Source organism: Blautia acetigignens (assembly GCF_025566865.1).
In the GTDB taxonomy this organism is placed as follows: Bacteria; Bacillota; Clostridia; order Lachnospirales; family Lachnospiraceae; genus Blautia_A; species Blautia_A acetigignens.
This window is the reverse complement of record NZ_JAOQJM010000001.1, coordinates 314,721-330,482: the sequence shown is the minus strand read 5'-3', so window position 1 is coordinate 330,482 and position 15,762 is coordinate 314,721. Positions and strand designations below refer to the sequence as shown.

16 protein-coding genes are annotated in these 15,762 nt (G+C 46.8%); 15 read left to right on the top strand and 1 reads right to left on the bottom strand.

Going from position 1 to position 15,762, the window contains the following annotated elements:
* The first annotated feature begins 22 nt into the window (after nt 1–22).
* The 6 genes from mraY to ftsZ all read left to right on the top strand — a co-directional run bounded on the left by mraY (nt 23) and on the right by ftsZ (nt 7,663).
* On the top strand, nt 23–979 hold the full coding sequence (gene mraY, locus OCV70_RS01520) for a phospho-N-acetylmuramoyl-pentapeptide-transferase (protein ID WP_021926441.1): 957 nt from the start codon (nt 23–25) through the stop codon (nt 977–979).
* A gap of 22 nt (nt 980–1,001) precedes the next feature.
* Nucleotides 1,002–2,357: a UDP-N-acetylmuramoyl-L-alanine--D-glutamate ligase gene (gene murD / locus OCV70_RS01515; RefSeq protein ID WP_021926440.1), complete on the top strand. Its 1,356-nt coding sequence runs from the start codon at nt 1,002–1,004 to the stop codon at nt 2,355–2,357.
* A gap of 145 nt (nt 2,358–2,502) precedes the next feature.
* On the top strand, nt 2,503–3,570 hold the full coding sequence (locus OCV70_RS01510) for an FtsW/RodA/SpoVE family cell cycle protein (protein WP_330385649.1): 1,068 nt from the start codon (nt 2,503–2,505) through the stop codon (nt 3,568–3,570).
* Nucleotides 3,571–3,786: 216 nt separating this feature from the next.
* Nucleotides 3,787–5,055, top strand: a complete 1,269-nt coding sequence (gene murA, locus OCV70_RS01505) for a UDP-N-acetylglucosamine 1-carboxyvinyltransferase (protein ID WP_289045052.1) — start codon at nt 3,787–3,789, stop codon at nt 5,053–5,055.
* A 7-nt stretch (nt 5,056–5,062) separates the two neighbouring features.
* A complete protein-coding gene (locus OCV70_RS01500; RefSeq protein ID WP_021926437.1) occupies nt 5,063–6,139 on the top strand; it encodes a cell division protein FtsQ/DivIB in 1,077 nt (358 codons plus the stop codon).
* Nucleotides 6,140–6,514: 375 nt separating this feature from the next.
* Nucleotides 6,515–7,663 (top strand): cell division protein FtsZ, encoded by a 1,149-nt coding sequence (gene ftsZ, locus OCV70_RS01495; protein ID WP_117850823.1) that lies wholly within the window; start codon nt 6,515–6,517, stop codon nt 7,661–7,663.
* Nucleotides 7,664–7,740: 77 nt separating this feature from the next.
* On the opposite strand, the gene OCV70_RS01490 is transcribed toward ftsZ, so the two are convergent.
* Nucleotides 7,741–8,061, bottom strand: coding sequence for a DUF1540 domain-containing protein (locus tag OCV70_RS01490; RefSeq protein WP_021925349.1), 321 nt, complete (start codon nt 8,059–8,061; stop codon nt 7,741–7,743).
* A 442-nt stretch (nt 8,062–8,503) separates the two neighbouring features.
* Between OCV70_RS01490 and infC the strand changes: the two genes are divergently transcribed.
* The 9 genes from infC (at nt 8,504) to OCV70_RS01445 (ending at nt 15,663) form a co-directional block, all read left to right on the top strand.
* Nucleotides 8,504–8,998: a translation initiation factor IF-3 gene (gene infC / locus OCV70_RS01485; protein ID WP_117850820.1), complete on the top strand. Its 495-nt coding sequence runs from the start codon at nt 8,504–8,506 to the stop codon at nt 8,996–8,998.
* 89 nt (nt 8,999–9,087) lie between these two features.
* Nucleotides 9,088–9,285, top strand: coding sequence for a 50S ribosomal protein L35 (gene rpmI / locus OCV70_RS01480; RefSeq protein ID WP_173765903.1), 198 nt, complete (start codon nt 9,088–9,090; stop codon nt 9,283–9,285).
* A 40-nt stretch (nt 9,286–9,325) separates the two neighbouring features.
* Nucleotides 9,326–9,682 carry a 50S ribosomal protein L20 gene (rplT, locus tag OCV70_RS01475; RefSeq protein ID WP_117850812.1) on the top strand — a complete coding sequence of 119 codons (357 nt, stop codon included), beginning with the start codon at nt 9,326–9,328 and terminating at the stop codon, nt 9,680–9,682.
* Nucleotides 9,683–10,075: 393 nt separating this feature from the next.
* Nucleotides 10,076–11,236 carry an ABC transporter substrate-binding protein gene (locus OCV70_RS01470; protein WP_117850808.1) on the top strand — a complete coding sequence of 387 codons (1,161 nt, stop codon included), beginning with the start codon at nt 10,076–10,078 and terminating at the stop codon, nt 11,234–11,236.
* 279 nt (nt 11,237–11,515) lie between these two features.
* Nucleotides 11,516–12,400, top strand: coding sequence for a branched-chain amino acid ABC transporter permease (locus OCV70_RS01465; RefSeq protein WP_117850805.1), 885 nt, complete (start codon nt 11,516–11,518; stop codon nt 12,398–12,400).
* 10 nt (nt 12,401–12,410) lie between these two features.
* Nucleotides 12,411–13,484: a branched-chain amino acid ABC transporter permease gene (locus OCV70_RS01460; protein WP_117850924.1), complete on the top strand. Its 1,074-nt coding sequence runs from the start codon at nt 12,411–12,413 to the stop codon at nt 13,482–13,484.
* Between the two features lie 2 nt (nt 13,485–13,486).
* Nucleotides 13,487–14,245, top strand: coding sequence for an ABC transporter ATP-binding protein (locus OCV70_RS01455; RefSeq protein WP_021926164.1), 759 nt, complete (start codon nt 13,487–13,489; stop codon nt 14,243–14,245).
* A gap of 15 nt (nt 14,246–14,260) precedes the next feature.
* On the top strand, nt 14,261–14,971 hold the full coding sequence (locus OCV70_RS01450; protein WP_117850803.1) for an ABC transporter ATP-binding protein: 711 nt from the start codon (nt 14,261–14,263) through the stop codon (nt 14,969–14,971).
* Nucleotides 14,972–15,039: 68 nt separating this feature from the next.
* Nucleotides 15,040–15,663: a cytidylate kinase-like family protein gene (locus tag OCV70_RS01445; protein ID WP_173765905.1), complete on the top strand. Its 624-nt coding sequence runs from the start codon at nt 15,040–15,042 to the stop codon at nt 15,661–15,663.
* The last annotated feature ends 99 nt before the right edge of the window (nt 15,664–15,762 follow it).

Below are 15,762 nucleotides of genomic sequence, written 5' to 3'. Positions count from 1 at the left end.
AAAGAGTTAAAGAGGTGTGAGGATGGAATTTCATATTGTGATCCCGGTGCTGATTTCTTTTGCGATCAGTGCAGTATTAGGACCTGTCATCATTCCGTTTCTTAGGAAACTGAAAATGGGACAGACAGAGCGTACAGAGGGCGTACAGTCCCATCTGAAGAAAGCCGGAACCCCGACTATGGGCGGCGTGATTTTTCTGATATCCACGATTATTACTTCATTATTCTATGTGAAAGACTACCCGAAGATCATTCCGGTGCTGTTCCTGACATTAGGCTTCGGACTGATCGGATTTCTGGATGACTACCTGAAGGTAGTGCTTCGCAGATCAGATGGACTTCTTCCCTGGCAGAAGTTCCTGCTTCAGGTGGTTGTAACCGGTATTTTCACCTTCTATCTGCTGAAATATACCGATGTATCCCTGACTATGCGCATTCCGTTCTGGGGCGGACATTATCTGAACCTTGGATGGCTTGCGGTTCCGGTTCTGTTTTTTGCCGTGATCGGAACTGTCAATGGCGTGAACTTCACAGACGGTGTTGATGGCCTTGCCACAAGCGTTACCCTGATCGTGGCAGTGTTCTTTACCGTGGTATCCATTGGAACACAGTCCGGAATTGAGCCGGTTACCTGTGCGGTTATCGGCGGACTGATGGGATTTTTGCTTTACAACGTATATCCGGCAAGCGTATTTATGGGAGATACTGGTTCCCTGGCACTTGGCGGCTTTGTGGCTGGCGTGGCCTATATGCTGCAGATGCCCCTGTTTATCCTGATCGTAGGACTGATCTACCTGGTTGAGGTACTGTCCGTTATGATCCAGGTAACATACTTCAAGGCTACACATGGCAAGCGTATTTTCAAAATGGCTCCCATCCATCACCATTTCGAGCTTTGCGGATGGTCTGAAGCCCGCGTAGTTGCAGTGTTTACCATTGTGACTGCCATCATGTGCCTGATCGGTCTTTTGGCTTTGTAAGGCATTAAGGAGGAATTTTATTATGGAATTAAAAGGAAAAAAGGTTCTGGTTTTCGGAGCCGGCAAAAGCGGCATCGGTGCAGCAGACCTTCTGGGTGCTGTAGGTGCCTGCCCAATTCTCTATGACGGAAAAGCAGACTTGGATAAAGAAAGCGTATTACATAAAACAAGCGGCAATTATGAACTTCAGATCTATGCAGGAGAGCTTCCAAAGGAGGTTCAGGACAGCCTTGACCTGGTTGTGTTAAGCCCTGGCGTTCCTACGGACCTTCCGATCGTGAAGGGCTTTTATGAGCAGGGACTTCCTGTATGGGGAGAGGTTGAGCTCGCCTATGAGACCGGAAAGGGAGAGGTTCTTGCCATTACTGGAACCAACGGCAAAACAACCACAACCGCTCTTCTTGGCAAGATCATGAAGGATGCAAGAGAGTCTGTTTTTGTAGTAGGAAATATCGGTACCCCATACACCTCCAAGGCATTGGAGATGAAAGACAACACCATTACAGTTGCAGAGATCAGCAGCTTCCAGCTTGAGACCATTTCCAAATTTGCTCCCAAGGTAAGCGCCATTCTGAACATTACAGAGGATCATCTGAACCGCCATCATACCATGGCAGAGTACATCCGTGTGAAAGAGCTGATCACCAGCAACCAGGGCCCGGAGGATGTGTGCGTACTGAATTATGAGGATGAGGTTCTCTGCGAGTTTGGTAAGCATATCGTACCGAAGACCGTATATTTCTCCAGCGCAAGAAGACTGGAACAGGGTATTTTCCTTGAGGGAGACCAGATCATTCTTCGCACCAAGACAGAAGAGATTCCGGTAGTGAAGACAGGAGACCTGAAGCTTCTTGGACTTCATAACTTTGAGAATGTAATGGCAGCAGTTGCCATGGCTTATTGCGCTGGCGTTGATATGGACAGCATCCGTAAGAGCGTCTGCGAATTTACAGCTGTTGAGCACAGAATCGAGTATGTGACAGAGAAGAATGGTGTCGCTTACTACAACGATTCCAAGGGAACTAACCCGGACGCAGCCATCAAGGGAATCCAGGCTATGAACCGTCCTACACTTCTGATCGGCGGCGGCTATGATAAGGAATCCAGCTATGACGAGTGGATTCAGGCCTTTGACGGTAAGGTAAGATACCTGGTTCTCATCGGTCAGACCAAGGAGAAAATCAAGGCAGCAGCCGAGAAGAACGGCTTCCATGATATTATCCTCTGTGAGGACTTAAAGGAAGCGGTTCAGGTGTGTGCAGACAAGGCAAATGCCGGAGACGCAGTTCTGTTATCTCCTGCCTGCGCAAGCTGGGGACAGTTTGACAACTATGAGCAGAGAGGCGAGATGTTCAAGGAGTTCGTAAGAGCTCTGTAAGAATGCATATTGACCCAGGGAGCTATTTCCCTGGGTTATTTTTACATAGGGGAAAAATCCCCAGACATAGGTGTTCATCCTCTGGCATATGCTTAAATAAGGCAGCCAGCAGGAGCAAGCTATGATCCGGGAGAAAAATCCAAAAATGAAAACAGATATGGTCCTTCTGATCCTGGTGCTGCTTCTGGCAGTATTCGGGCTGATCATGCTGTTTTCCATCAGTGAATACAATGGCAGAGTGCGTTTCGGCGACTCTGCCTATTATTTTAAAAAGCAGCTTTTTGCCACTGCCCTTGGACTTATGGCAATGTACATAGTAGCGGAAATGGATTACCGCTTTTTCGTGGGGCTGGCACCGGCTGCCTATCTTTTGTCCATGGCACTTTCCACTGCGGTTCTGCTGGTGGGACAGGAGATTAACGGTTCCAAGAGGTGGCTGAATTTTGGGCCTCTTTCCTTTCAGCCCTCAGAGTTTGCCAAGGTCGCCGTGATTCTGTTCCTTACTTGGCAGATCGAAAAGAGCAGAAAAAAGACAGCTGGCTTCTGGTTTATGTGCAGGACTATGATGACCCTGCTTCCAATCGTGGGACTGGTCGGCACCAATAACCTGAGTACTGCTATTATCATACTTGGAATCGGCGTGGTGCTGATCTTTGTATCAGACCCTGGATATGCCAGGTTTATTGGAATGGGAGCCGCCGGGGTGGCGGTGATCGCGGTGTTTCTGGCAGCGGAAAGCTACCGGCTGGAACGGCTGGCAATCTGGCGGAATCCTGAGAAATACGAAAAAGGCTTCCAGACCATACAGGGGCTTTATGCCATTGGAAGCGGCGGAATCTTCGGCAGGGGATTTGGCAGCAGCCTTCAGAAGCTGGGGTTCGTGCCGGAGGCGCAGAATGATATGATTTTTTCCATTATCTGTGAGGAACAGGGGCTTGCAGGGGCTTCTTTTCTGATCCTGATCTTCGGACTGCTTTTGTGGAGGCTGTGCGTAATTGCCCTGCACTGCCGGGATCTGGAAGGCACTTTGATCTGCAGCGGCATTATGAGTCACATGGCGATCCAGGTGATCCTGAACATTGCGGTTGTGACCAACACCATCCCCAATACAGGAATTACACTTCCTTTTGTAAGCTACGGAGGAACGTCTGTGGTGTTTCTTCTGGGGGAAATGGGGCTGGCCTTAAGCGTAAGCCGCGGCGGAATGAAATAGCTGTCTGATTGTTACTGTTCACTGGCAATGTTCCGCGAGGTGTTTTTTGTGAACAAAGTTCACAGAAAACCTGAGAATTGCGGCGCGAAATCATGCGAATGCATGATTTCTGTGCATCGCGAAGCGCGTTGCTGTGAACGGAGTGAACAGTAACGTCTGATTTTATCACCAGATTAAGAAAACTGCATACAATAAAAGGTAAGAGGCCCTTTAGGAGTGAATGGCTTGAATGACCGGATTTTCATTGAAGGGGGACACAAGCTGAAGGGAAATGTTCAGATACAGGGCTCCAAAAATGCAGCGCTGCCTATGATGGCGGCTTCTCTTTTACACCGGGGAGTGAGCGTACTGAAAGGCTGTCCGAGAATTGCGGATGTATTTTGCATGGAAGAAATCCTGCAGAATCTGGGGGCTGTAACCTGGTGGGAGGACCACGATCTGTATCTGGACTGCACCAAAGCGGACAAAACAGAGGTCCCATTTTCCTTCACAGGGAGAATGCGGTCTTCTGTGATCCTTCTGGGGGCACTTCTTGGAAGAAATAAAAAAGGCAGTCTTGGCTATCCGGGGGGATGCGTGATCGGAAAACGCCCCATTGACATGCATCTTCTGGTTCTGGAAAGTCTTGGGGCCAGGATACAGGAAGTGGCAGGGCAGTTAAGCGCAGAGTGTGAAAGAATGAAGGGAACAGAGTTCTCTTTTCCAAAAAGAAGTGTGGGAGCCACCCAGCAGGGAATTCTGGGGGCAGTGCTGGCAAAGGGAGAAACGGTTCTGGAAAACTGTGCCTGCGAGCCGGAAATCAGCTGGCTTTGTCATTATCTTCGTACCATGGGCGCGCAGATTACAGGGGACGGTACCGGGCGAATCTGCGTCAGTGGAGTGGAAGGCCTGAGGGGAGGCAGCAGTTGGGTGCCGCCGGACCGGATTGTGGCAGGAACCTATATCTGTGCGGCTGCCATTACAAGAAGTGAGATCACCCTGACCGGTCCGCCGGAGGGGGAACTTGATTCCTTTCTGGAAGTATATCGGAAAATAGGTGGACAATATAGCGGCATCGGTGGTAAACTGTTAGTCAATGGAAAAAATGTTCACAGCCCCGTAGCATTTCTGGAAACAGGCGTATATCCGGGCTTTCCCACAGACCTGCAGTCTCCTCTGATGGCGGTTCTGGCCACTGTGGAAGGCACAAGCCTTATTCGGGAAGCTATTTTTGAGGACCGCTACAAGGCAGCGCCGGAACTGGTGCGTATGGGAGCAGACATCCGGATTCTGGGAAGAGACGCTCTGATCCAGGGCGGGAAGCCCCTTACCGGCACCTTTGTAAGAGCACAGGAATTAAGAGGCGGTGCAGCGCTGATACTGGCAGCACTGGTGGCGGCCGGAACCACGGTTCTGGAAGGCTATTCTTTTGTGCGAAGGGGATATGAGCATATTTGCCAGGATCTTGAGCAGTTAGGTGCGGCAGTAAAAAGGATACAGGAATAACAGGATTATGAAATTATTCAAAAAGAATCTGATTGACAAAAAACATAAGAAAATGATTTTTTGTACCCTGGGAGCAGTTTTGCTGGCAGGCCTTGTTTTTTTCTTTTCTTATTTTCATGTAAGCAAAGTGGAAGTAATGGGAACTGCCCGTTATTCCGATGAGGAAGTAAAAAGCATGGCTCTGCAGGGTGCATTTACAGATAACTCTGTTCTTGCTGTGCTTCTTCATTCCAGGGTGGATGTGGAGGATGTGCCGTTTGTAGAGGGCTTTAACATTACCCGCCTTTCCCATAACAGCATCTGCATCAGTGTCCGGGAGAAGAAGGCAGTGGGATGCATTCCCTATCTGGACAGCTACGTGTATTTTGACCGCAATGGTATTTTTATTGAGAGTTCCCACACACGGGACGAGCTGGTTCCTTTTTTTGACGGGATCCAGGTAAGCCATGTGATCCAGGGGGAGAAGCTTCCAATCAAGGGAAGTTCGGTTCTGACTACTGCAGTGGCGCTTTCCACCATTTTCCAGAAAAATGACGTGATCCCAGATCACATAGAGTTTGACAGCAGCTATCAGATCACCCTGACCTACGGCGATGTGCAGGTTATGTTGGGAAAGGACGAGTACCTGGAGGACAAGATGATCCGGGTAAGCGCGATCCTGCCAAAGCTTTCCGGGGAAAAAGGAATCCTTCACATGGAGAATGTAACGGATTCTTCCAAGCTCATCACCTTTGAGCGAGAAGTGGACGAGGAAGATACCACGACGAGTATTGACACCACTAGTGCCTATGAGAATGCGATCGCGAACTGGCACGGCGGCTATGACGAAGAGGGGGACTATACCGGCGAGGGCGAGTATGATGCCAATATGAATTACGTAGGTCCAAAGCCTACCGAGGAAAGCATTGCGGCAAACGGTGACTGGCTGGGCGGCTATATGGAGGACGGCAGCTACACCGGATACGGACAGCTTGACAAGGATGGAAATTACGTAGGTCCTAATCCAAATGACACCAGCGACGAGGAAGATTATACGGAAGAATCCAACTGGGATGACCAGGAAGAGGACGATTATGAAGAGTAATCTTTCAATTTTCGAGAAAAAAGTGTAAAAAAACAAAATTAGTGGTTGATAAATTCCTAAAAAAAATATATGATATAGCTATATGCAGCTTGGTATGTATATGAGATGAGTGTCAAAATGAATTTTGCCACTCATTTGATACCCGGATTGTTCCGCAGCTATGCTGCTCCCACAATTCTTCAAATATTCGAAATCCGCTGATTTACTACGTAAATCGCTGCTTTCTCATATTTGGCGTGTCCCAAGCTCAAAAGCCTTATCGTGCAAGCATGAACAGCTTTTTGATCTTTTGACACTGGTATCATGTATATTGACTAAGATTAGAGATAAAGGATATAAGGTAGAAATAAAGGAGGAAGTACATTGTTAGAGATAATGTCAAATGAGGCGGAATCCTCTGCAAAGATTATTGTAATCGGAGTAGGCGGCGCCGGAAATAACGCAGTCAACAGAATGGTTGAGGAAGCCATCGGCGGGGTAGAGTTTGTAGGAGTTAATACAGATAAGCAGGCTCTGACTCTGTGTAAAGCTCCAACTGTACTTCAGATCGGTGAGAAGATTACCAAAGGTCTTGGTGCAGGAGCACAGCCTGAGGTTGGACAGAAAGCAGCAGAAGAAAGCATTGAGGAAGTAAAGCAGATCATCGAAGGTGCTGACATGGTATTCGTTACCTGCGGTATGGGCGGTGGAACCGGTACAGGTGCTGCACCGGTTATCGCAGCAGCAGCGAAGGAAATGGGTATCCTCACTGTAGGTGTTGTGACCAAGCCTTTCCGTTTTGAAGCGAAGACACGTATGAACAATGCCCTTGCAGGTATCGAGAACCTGAAGAAAGCAGTTGATACACTGATCGTGATCCCGAATGATAAATTACTGGAGATCGTGGACCGCCGTACTACTATGCCGGAAGCACTGAGAAAGGCAGACGAGGTTCTGCAGCAGGCCGTTCAGGGCATCACAGACCTGATCAATCTGCCGGCTCTTATCAACCTCGACTTTGCTGATGTACAGACTGTTATGACAGATAAGGGAATCGCTCACATCGGTATCGGTGAGGCAAGAGGCGATGACAAGGCTATGGAGGCTGTTCAGCAGGCAGTTTCTTCTCCGCTGCTTGAGACTACCATCAAGGGTGCTACACATGTTATCATCAACATTTCCGGTGATATCTCCCTTATGGATGCAAACGATGCAGCAAGCTATGTACAGGAGCTTACTGGTGAGGATGCAAACATCATCTTCGGTGCTATGTATGATGACTCTGTTGCTGATTATGCAAGAATCACAGTTATTGCTACAGGTCTTACAGACAATGCACAGGCCAACAACCCATTTGGAAGCAAGGCAAGCAATTCCGTATTTTCCAACAAGAGACCGGCTTCCACAGCATCTGCCGGCGTGAACCTGAACATGCCTAGCTTCAGCATGCCTACTATGAATGCGACACCATTCACAGCGAAGACACCATCCAGCACTGTTCAGAAGAAAGACATCCAGATTCCGGATTTCTTAAGAAACAGATAATTTATTGCAGACAAAAGACCTCCGCATGTATGTGCGGAGGCCTTTTTATCGGCAGCAGGAAATTTGAATTACTGCTTTTAGTATTCGCACTGGAAAGTGCTGCACTTTGTTTCATCACATTTTCTGGCATCATTTCCATCTACATTAATGGAAGCGGCAGTACATTTACACTTGTCATTGTAGGTGCAGCCGCAGGCTTTACAGTCAATCTGGATGGTTTCGCAGCCACAGCCATTTTTTGCACTGTTCATAGTACCCTGGCCTTTTTCCCGAAAACTGCCGCAGCAGGTTTCTTCAGCACTATGGGCACTTTCCCCCATCATATCAATTTCGCCTCTGGAACAGAGCATATCCTCGTTGTAGGCACAGGTTGTTGCGGAACATTTTAAAATAGTCATAGTTTGCCTCCTGATAGTAATGATTGTGTTATGAAACATTTTTAGTTTTTCCGGAATTATTCAAAATATACCTGTTGCTCCTTACATTATTTGGAATAAAAAATATGTGAAAAAATAAGAAAAATATCTTGACTTTCAAGAAAAGACATGGTATTATTCAACAGTACGTGATGAAAAGAAAGCAGAGTTCACTCTCACCTCAGCGCACATTTAGATGCGGCTCGGGTTCATATTGCACAGCAGCGCGTGACTTAGTTCGCGGGTGTAATAGGAGAAGTGTGGATTCTGTCCGCACTTTTTTTATGTTTGAGGAAGCATAAGAACAGGAAGTCATGTATGAGGCAGGAATTTCCTGCGAAGGGGAATGAGAGTCCAGGGGTTAGAAACTGGAATAGAACAGATCATCTATCAGGTATGGAGGTGCACAACAATTAGCAATTTAATGATCAACGAACAAATCAGAGACAAAGAGGTACGCTTAATTGGTCCGGACGGAGAACAGCTTGGAATCATGTCCGCAAGAGAAGCTATGGCCAAGGCTCAGGAGGCAGAGCTTGATTTAGTAAAGATTGCCCCACAGGCAAAGCCGCCGGTATGTAAAATCATTGACTATGGTAAATATCGCTACGAACTTGCCAGAAAAGAAAAAGAAGCCAAGAAGAAGCAGAAGACCATCGATGTCAAAGAAGTGCGTCTTTCACCAAATATTGATACCAATGACCTGAACACAAAGGCTGGGGCGGCACGCAAATTCCTTACCAAGGGCGACAGAGTTAAAGTAACACTTCGCTTCCGCGGAAGAGAGATGGCACACATGTCAAGCAGCAAGCATGTTCTGGATGATTTTGCCGAGATGCTGAAGGACGTTGCCGTAGTTGAGAAGGCAGCTAAGGTAGAAGGCAGAAGCATGACAATGTTTTTAGCACAGAAACACTAGGATGTTGCATTCATTTGGAGAGACCGGAAGGGTTCGGCCAGGCTGGATGAGGGACATTAAATAGATACGATATTAAGGAGGAAATTACAATGCCAAAAATTAAAACTTGTAGAGCAGCAGCAAAGCGCTTCAAAAAAACAGGAACAGGAAAATTAGTAAGAAATAAAGCTTACAAGAGCCATATCTTAACAAAGAAATCTCAGAAGAGAAAGAGAAATCTTAGAAAAGCTGCTGTTGTTGATTCTACTAATGTTAAGAGCATGAAGAAAGCATTACCGTATTTATAAGATATAGCATAGAAGAAGACGAACAGGAGGAAAATAAGAAATGGCAAGAATTAAAGGCGGATTAAACGCAAAGAAAAAACATAATCGTGTATTAAAACTGGCAAAGGGCTACAGAGGAGCTCGTTCCAAACAGTATAGAGTAGCAAAACAGTCTGTTATGCGTGCACTTACCAGCTCTTATGCTGGAAGAAAGCAGAAGAAACGTCAGTTCAGACAGCTCTGGATCGCACGTATCAACGCTGCTGCAAGAATGAACGGATTATCCTACAGCAAAATGATGCACGGCCTTAAAGTTGCAAACATCGACATCAACAGAAAGATGCTTGCTGAGATGGCTGTAAACGATGCTCAGGGATTCGCAGCACTTGCTGAGATCGCTAAGAAAGCAATCGCTTAATTCCATTAAGAAGATACTTTTACGGGAGATGGGAAACCATCTCCCTTTTTTATACAGAAATTTAGAACTGCTATTTAAAACAAAATAATACAAAAAATATTTATGTGTGCTTAACAGCGCACGTTTGTGCGCCGCAGAAATAACAAAAATGGCGTATTTTGGTTAATTTAACGGATTTTTCCTATCTAATTCTTAAAAAACTATAAAATTTTCTCTTGCAATCAAAAAAACAGGATGCTATAATCATAACATTAAAGTGGTAAAGAGAAGAAGTTATGGAAGCCAAAGCCGGCTGGGAAACCACCAGTGGGCTTTTCTATTATCCGTTGGTGGTAGACTTATCGGAAGGCGAGATGACAGAAGCTCTTACATAAATTAAGGAGGAGATTTATTATGAGAAATCTGAAAAAAGTACTCAGCATTACTGCAGCCGCAGCAATGGCAGTATCCACTGTAACACCTGTATCCGTATTTGCAGAGAGCGAGGAAACCTTCAAGATTGGTGTCATCGGACCTATGACAGGAGATTACGCACAGTATGGTAATGGCGTATACAACGCAGCGAAGATCGCAGCAGATGAGATCAATGCAAACGGCGGATTCAATGGATATCAGGTAGAGATTCTTGATGCCGGCGATGATCAGGGAGATCCGGAGAAGGCTGTTAATGCATATAATGACCTTCTTGACAAGGGCATGCAGATGCTTTGCGGTACCGTTACTTCCGGTGCTTGTATCGCAGTAGGTGCAGAGGCAGCTGACAGCACATTCCTCTTCACACCATCTGCAACAGCAGTAGACAGCATCACAGCTGGTGACAATGAGTTCCGTATGTGCTTCACAGACCCAATGCAGGGAACCAAATCTGCTGAGTACATCTCCGAGAACGGACTTGCTACAAAGGTAGCAACTCTTTATGATTCCATGGCTGACTACAACTCCGGTGTACATGATGCATTCGTTGCAGCATGCGGTGACTACGGCCTTGAGGTTGTAGCTGATGAAGCTTACACAACAGACAACAACACAGACTTCTCCGTACAGCTTGGCAAGATCAAAGACAGCGGCGCAGAGCTTCTGTTCCTGCCGAACTACTACTCAGACAACGCACTGATCCTTCAGCAGGCTCATGACCTTGGTCTTGACATGAAGATCTTCGGTGTTGACGGTATGGACGGTATCCTGAACGTTGAGAACTTCGATACATCCCTTGCAGAAGGCGTTATGCTTCTGACACCATTCTCCGCAACAGGCGAGGATGAGGCAACTGTAAACTTCGTAAAAGCATACGGCGATGCGAACAACGGTGAGACACCAAACCAGTTCGCAGCAGATGCATATGATGTACTTTACGCTATGAAAGCAGCAGCAGATGATGCTGGTATTACACCGGATATGTCTAACGAGGACATCAGCGCAGCTCTTTCCGCTTCCATGCTGAACATCACTGTAAACGGTCTTACAGGAGAAGCTAAATGGACAGAGGACGGCGAGTGCGATAAAGCTCCTAAGGCTTATGTGATCAAAGACGGCGTTTACGCTTCCATGGAGTAATTTCATAAGAATACAGGACAATATGCCGGGTGTCCGGCAAGGTCTTAACCATTTCCCTGATTGCGCAGGGGATGGCCGTTAGCAAAGGGGAGACGGTTACCTGTGGGTCCGTCTCCTTCTTTGCACTATGAAAAATAACTTACAAAATAACTGGAGCGTGTCTGAAAATTTACTTCCGCTTTTTCAAATTCGAGGCAACATAAAAAGATTACAGTGGAAAAAGAACGGGAATGAATTTTCAAACACGCTCATGGAAAAAATCCAGTTAAGAGGTGCATTATGAGTTTTATATCCTATTTAAAAGATGGTATCAGCCTGGGCAGTATCTACGCCATCATCGCCCTGGGCTATACAATGGTATATGGTATTGCAAAAATGCTGAATTTCGCACATGGCGACGTTATCATGGTTGGAGCATTTGTAATCCTGACAGCAGTCACCAAAGCCAATATGTCACCAATTTTGGCAATCATCCTTTCCGTAGTGATCTGTACCGCAGCAGGTGTTGTAATTGAGGCAGTTGCCTACAGACCTCTTCGTAAAGCATCATCCAACCTGGCAGTTCTGATCACCGCCATCGGTGTCAGCTATCTGCTTCAGAACCTGGCCCTTCTGATCTTCGGCGCAGATGCCAAGAGTTTCGTTCCGGTTATCAATGTTCCGTCACTGGTACTTTTCGGCGGACAGCTTACCGTCAAAGGTGTTACCATCGTAACTATCCTTGTATGTATCGTAATTATGGTCGGCCTTCAGCTTTTCGTAAAGAAAACCAAACCAGGACGTGCCATGCAGGCTGTCTCTGAGGACCGCGACGCTGCACAGCTGATGGGTGTCAATGTAAACGCAACCATTTCCCTTACTTTCGCAATCGGTTCCGGACTTGCCGCAATCGCAGGCCTTCTGCTTTGTTCTGCATATCCGACTCTGACTCCATATACAGGAGCCATGCCTGGTATCAAGGCATTCGTAGCAGCCGTATTCGGCGGAATCGGATCTATCCCGGGAGCCATGGTAGGAGGAATCCTTCTTGGAGTTATCGAGATCTTCAGTAAGGCATATATTTCTTCTCAGGTTGCAGACGCCATCGTGTTTGCAGTTCTGATCGTCGTGCTGCTTGTAAAACCATCTGGACTGTTCGGCAAGAACATCCAGGAGAAAGTATGAGGTGGCCGATATGAAAAAGACAGTGAACAAAACAACAAAGAATAACTTTATTACATATGGCATGGTAATCGCCATTTTCGCAGTGGTACAGATCCTTTCCTCAACCGGAAACCTGTCCCGACTGCTTACCGGACTTCTGGTTCCCATCTGCGTTTACACCATCGCTTCCCTTTCCCTGAACCTGGTAGTTGGTTATTCCGGAGAGCTGAGTCTTGGACATGCTGGCTTTATGTGCGTTGGAGCTTATTCCAGTGCTGTATTTTCCCATGTTACCAGTGATCTGATCCCGTCTGTTCCAAGACTGATCCTTGCAATCCTGGTAGGTGCAGTGGTTGCTGCTGTTTTTGGAGTTCTCATCGGTATTCCGGTACTGAGACTTCGCGGTGACTATCTGGCTATCGTAACCCTGGCATTTGGTGAGATCATCAAGAACCTGATCAACATTCTCTATGTTGGCGTAGATGACAAAGGGCTTCATGTTGCAACAAGCGCAGCCAACCTGAAGCTGGATCCAGGCGGAAAGCAGATCATCAAGGGTGCCCTTGGAGTTTCCGGAACTTCCACCCTTTACAAAGACATCAAGGATTATTTCTTCCTGATCGGCGTGATCCTGATCCTGATCGTGCTTTTCGTAATCCAGAACCTGGTAAATTCCAGAAGCGGACGTGCTATCACTTCAACCCGTGACAACCGTATCGCAGCCGAGTCCATCGGTATCAACGTAACAAAGAACAAGCTGCTTGCATTTACCATTTCCGCTGCAATTGCAGGAGTGGCTGGCGTGCTTTATGCCCACAACCTTTCCATGCTGAAGGTTTCTATCTTCGATTACAATATGTCCATTACCATTCTGGTATATGTCATCCTTGGAGGAATGGGAAATCTTCGCGGAAGCATTCTCGCAACCATCGTGCTTTATGCACTTCCTGAGCTGCTTCGTGGATTCTCCACATACCGTATGCTGATCTATGCAATCGTTATGATCGCAATGATGCTGTTCAACTGGGCTCCTGCTGCAAGAGATTTCAGAAGCCGTATTGTTGAGAAGATCAAAGGTCATGGCAAAGAAAAGGAGGCGGCTTAATTATGGCAATGTTAGAGGTAAACAATCTTTCCATCCAGTTTGGCGGTCTTCACGCTGTAGATAATTTTCATATGAAAATTGAGAAAGGCGAGCTGTACGGCCTGATCGGACCAAACGGTGCCGGAAAAACAACGGTATTCAACCTTCTCACAGGTGTATACAAGCCTAATGAGGGAATTATCAAGCTGGACGGACAGGACATTACAGGAAAAAGCATTATCGACATCAACAAGGCAGGTATTGCCCGTACCTTCCAGAATATCCGTCTTTTCAAGGATATGACAGTGCTGGACAATGTTAAGGCAGGCCTGCACAACCATCATAAATATTCGACCCTTACCGGAATCTTAAGACTTCCGAAGTACTTCAAGGTGGAAAAAGAAATGAACGAGCGTGCCATGGAGATCCTGAAGGTGTTTAACCTGGATCAGGAAGCAGAGCTTCTTGCGGGAAACCTCCCTTATGGTAAACAGCGTAAGCTGGAGATCGCCAGAGCACTTGCCACAGATCCCAAGCTTCTTCTTCTGGATGAGCCTGCAGCAGGTATGAACCCCAATGAGACACAGGAGCTGATGGATACCATTCGCTTTGTAAGAGACCATTTTAACATGACGATCCTGCTGATCGAGCATGATATGAAGCTGGTTGGCGGTATCTGCGAGGAGCTGACCGTACTGAACTTCGGACAGGTTCTCTGTCAGGGCGAGACCTCTAAGGTTCTCAAAGACCCGACTGTTGTTACTGCATATCTGGGCGAATAAGGAGGAAATATAGAAATGGCAATGTTGGAAGTAAAGGATTTACACGTATATTATGGTGTAATTCAGGCTCTGAAAGGAATTTCCTTTGAGGTAAACCAGGGAGAGGTCATCGCCCTGATCGGTGCCAACGGTGCAGGAAAAACCACTACACTGCAGACTCTTACCGGACTTCTTTCCGCAAAAGAAGGTTCCGTTGTTTTTGAAGGAAAAGATATTACCAAAGTTCCGGCGCATAAGATCGTTGAGATGGGAATCGCACATGTTCCGGAAGGACGCCGCGTATTCGCAGACTTAAGTGTTTATGAGAACCTGATCATGGGTGCTTATACACGTAAGGACAAGGCAGAGATCCAGGAGAGCCTTGTCGGCGTATACAAGCGTTTCCCAAGACTGGAAGAGCGTAAAGGACAGCGCGCCGGTACTCTTTCCGGCGGTGAGCAGCAGATGCTTGCCATGGGACGTGCCCTTATGAGCAAGCCAAGACTGATCGTAATGGACGAGCCTTCCATGGGGCTTTCTCCGATTTTTGTAAATGAAATTTTTGATATTATCCGTGTGGTAAGCGAAGGCGGCACCACTGTACTTCTGGTAGAGCAGAATGCCAAGAAGGCACTTTCCATCGCAGACCGTGCTTATGTCCTTGAGACCGGCAAGATCACCATGAGCGGAAAAGCAAGCGACCTGCTCAATGATGAGGCTGTACAGAAGGCTTATCTTGGAGAATAAATCCATTTGAAAATTAATCCGGCAAGGCAGCAAAAAGGAGCTTTGCCGGGATAATAAGGAGGAGAAATATGGACAATTTCGTAATTACCATTGCAAGACAGTACGGAAGCGGCGGACGTACCGTAGGTGAAATGCTTGCGAAGAAATTAGGAATTGGATATTACGACAAGGACATCATCCGCATAGCATCCGAGGACAGCGGTATTCACGAGACTCTTTTCGGAAGAGTGGACGAGTACACAAGTGCCAGACGCCCGCTGTTTGGCAAAAAAGGAATTTACAGCGGAGAGCTGATTCCGCCTCAGAGCAAGGATTTTACCTCTGATGAAAACCTGTTTAATTATCAGGCAAAAGTGATCCGCGAGCTGGCGGAGAAGGAATCCTGCGTGATCATCGGAAGATGTGCTAATTTTGTGCTGAAGGATTATCCAAATGTACTTCGCGTATTTGTTCATGCAAACTGGGATTTCCGTATGGAAAAAGCTGCTGAGAAGCTGAGCATGAGTACCAGGGAGATTGAGAAATTCCTTCAGAGGGATGACAGGCGCAAGGACGAGTACTACCGCAGATTTACAGGCCAGGAGTGGAAGGATGCCACCCAGTATGACCTGTGCCTGGACAGCAGCAAGCTTGGCTATGACAAGTGCATCGAGGAAATCGAGAACCAGCTGAACATGCTGAAGAACAAATAAGTTCTTCCTTTGGGCAAACTGAAATAAGAAGAATCACAGAGCATCGGCTTTTTCAAAAAAGAAATTGTCGGTGCTCTTTTCATAGTCTGAAGAAAATCC